This window comes from Roseibium sp. (genome assembly GCF_050301095.1).
In the GTDB taxonomy this organism is placed as follows: domain Bacteria; phylum Pseudomonadota; class Alphaproteobacteria; order Rhizobiales; family Stappiaceae; genus Roseibium.
In genome coordinates, this window is record NZ_JBNKYW010000047.1 from 1 (window position 1) to 2,937 (window position 2,937).

At 58.4% G+C, this 2,937-nt stretch carries 2 protein-coding genes; both read right to left on the reverse strand.

The annotated features are described in order from the left end of the window. The coding region (locus ACQY7U_RS04080) for a porin (protein WP_428642256.1) at positions 1-444 on the reverse strand (444 nt) is incomplete at its 3' end. A gap of 681 nt (positions 445-1,125) precedes the next feature. After that, positions 1,126-2,937: penicillin-binding protein 1C (gene pbpC, locus ACQY7U_RS04085; RefSeq protein ID WP_428642258.1), on the reverse strand; the 1,812-nt coding region annotated here is incomplete at its 5' end.

Sequence of the window (2,937 nt, forward strand, 5' to 3'; positions counted from 1 at the left end):
CTGACCGGTGTAGATGTTGAAGTTAGAACCGGTGTAACCAGCCGTCAGACCGCCCCACTGGATGTAGGCGTTGTCGAGGGTGACGGAACCACCACCGTTAACGTTGGTTGCGTAGATCGAGGTGTAGGCGCGCAGGGTGCCGAACTCGGTAGCGGTGCGGGCGTCGAGGTACAGGTAACCGCGAGACAGCCAGGAGTAACCGTCGGAATCACGGCTGCCCCAGTTGCCGTCTTCCAGAACGTTGTTCACGACGAACTGGGTACGAACACGGCCGCCAACGCGCAGGCAGGTTTCGGTGCCCGGGATGTAGTAGAATTTCGAGCCGTAAGCGTCGCAGACGCGAACGTAGTCAACCGGCTCCGGAGCAACCGGAAGATCGGCAGCCTGGGCGGTGGTAGCAGCAGCTGCGGAAGCAGCAGCGAGCATCAAGCTCTTGAGTTTCATTCTGACCTCCAAAGTCAATTTCAATTGGAACCGGATCGGACCGTCTGGTCCGGCGGGTTCCGTCCCCGCGATTTCCTTGAAAAACGATCCGGATCAATTTCGCCCAAATCATTTTTACTGGCGATTACTCGCCTTCGCAAAACCGTAAGAACCAAACTTGAGTCCGGTCAGCAACCCCAAAACCGGCAACGCGTTCACAGACGGTCTCCGGTGTGCTGTTTCTGCAACATACTGTTTTTCAAGATTTTTTTACTTCCCCTAGGGAATCTAATCGGGTTTAAAATGTTTATTTTTGCTTCTAAATTTATATTACGCTTCGTTAGTTTTATATAATAATCTTAATTTACCAAACAAAATTTAATGATTAAATTATTTACTGAAAAGATAATTTCCGCACCACGAGCGGTGTTTGATGTTTTATTTAAGTTTCCTACTCGTATTCGAATTGAAATTCATTTCTTATTTCTGCGCTATTTCTTGTCTTACCTGATTTTCAAATCCAATCAATATCTTACGCTACGGAATCTGATTGGATTCGTGAAAGTGCAGCAAACTCCGACTATCAACATCGGCAAATCGTCCCAATCCACAAAACGGATCTTGCAGAGGGTTCCTGACTGGCGGGATTCGCAATGTCGAGAGCGAAAATGAATCGGGGTTCGGCCAACTCGCCGATCGGCTTCATTGGAGATAGACTGTCGTCCCGGCCCGTTCTCCACGGGCATCGAGAATCGTGACATTCGCAAAGCCGGGGCCGTCCGGTTGCCAGAATAGCTGGCGGCGACGCAACTTCTCCGGGATGGGGATGCCATTGACGAGCACGGAATAAGGGGCAACCCCGCCTTTCAACTTGACCACAAGCGGCAGGGTCTTCGCGCCCGGTGCTTCCGAGGTCAGCCCCAGATCCAGTTCGGCTCCGTCAGGAGGGTAAGCTATTCGGAGTGAGTCGCCGTTTCCTGCAATGGGACCGCGCCCTGGCAGACGCGCATATCTCAACGGTGCCGGAAGATCCCGATTCATGGTCAACATCACGTCCGAAGGTGCGTCCGGCAAAGGCGCCCTCTTCGGCCCGATCTTCTGAAAGACCTCGAACAGGATCGGAACGGCGGCGCTTGCGCCGGTTTCTCCCGGAACCGGGGTCCCGTCCGGCCGTCCCAGCCAGACAGCGGCAACATGGCGGCCGTCGAAACCGATGGCCCAGGCATCGCGATAGCCGTAGGCCGTGCCCGTCTTATAGGCGATGCGAGAGGTGTCCGCGCTTTGCGCCTGCGGAAGCCCCGCCAGAATATCGCCAACCAGCCAGGCCGCCTTTTCGGAAAGCACACTGGAGGCAAGCACTCCATCCGAATCGGGTTTGCAACCGGACCGGCAGACGAAAAGGGCGAGCGGCTCTCCCCCGCGCGCGAGACCGGCATAAAGCTGCGTCAGGTCCCGCAGTGTGAGCCCCAGTCCGCCAAGAGCGATCGCCAGCCCCGGTGCCGCGTCCTTTTCCAGCTCGGGCCGCACCCCTGCCCTTTTCAGCCGGGCCAGCAGCCTTGCGGGACCGACGGCTTCGAGCAATTGAACAGCGGGCGTGTTCAGCGACAGCTGGAGCGCCTCGCGCAACGTGACGGTTCCCTGATAGGCCTGATCGAAATTCGTCGGCTGATAACCGCCGATGTTCGTCGGCCGGTCATCGATGAAGCTTTCCGGAAGACCTATCCCCTCCTCGAAGGCCAAGCCATAGATGAACGGCTTGAGCGTCGATCCGGGCGAGCGGACGGCCCGGGTCATGTCGACATGACCCAGCCGGCTGGTATCGAGAAGGTCCGGTGCGCCGATGCTTGCCAGGATCTCCCCGCTTTGGTGGTCGGCAACCACGATCGCCATGGAGACGGGACGGGCGCGGGCTGCAATCTTGCGCCGCGCCAGGGTTTCAAGGGCGGATTGAAGGTCCCGGTCCAGCGTCAGCCGCAGCACTTTGCTTTCAGGAGCTGCCAGACGGGCATGTCGGCTCTCATGTGGCGCGACGATGGGCATGGCGTGCCGTTTGACGCGTATGGGTTCGGCAGCCGCTGACCGTGCCTCTTCCCCGGTCAGCACACCTGCTTCCGCTGCGCGCTTCAGCACCCGGTTGCGGGCCATGCGGGCCGTTTCGGGAAACCGGTCCGGCCGTCGCGCTTCCGGGCTCTGGGGAAGCGCGACTAGCAAGGCGGCTTCCGCCGGTGTCAGCCGTACCGGTTCCTTGCCGAACCAGGACAGACTCGCCGCCCGCACGCCCTCCACGTTGCCGCCGAAAGGAGCGCGCAGCGCATAGATCCTGAGAATGTCTTCCTTGGAGAACGTTTTTTCGAGCTGAACCGCTTTCAGAACCTGCTCATATTTGCGCCTCAGGCTTTTGGTCGGCTGCTCATCCAGCAATCTGGCGACCTGCATCGTCAGGGTTGAACCGCCAGAGACGATTCGCCCCGCCTTTGCGCTTTGCAGGGCTGAACGCAGGAAGGCGCGCGGATC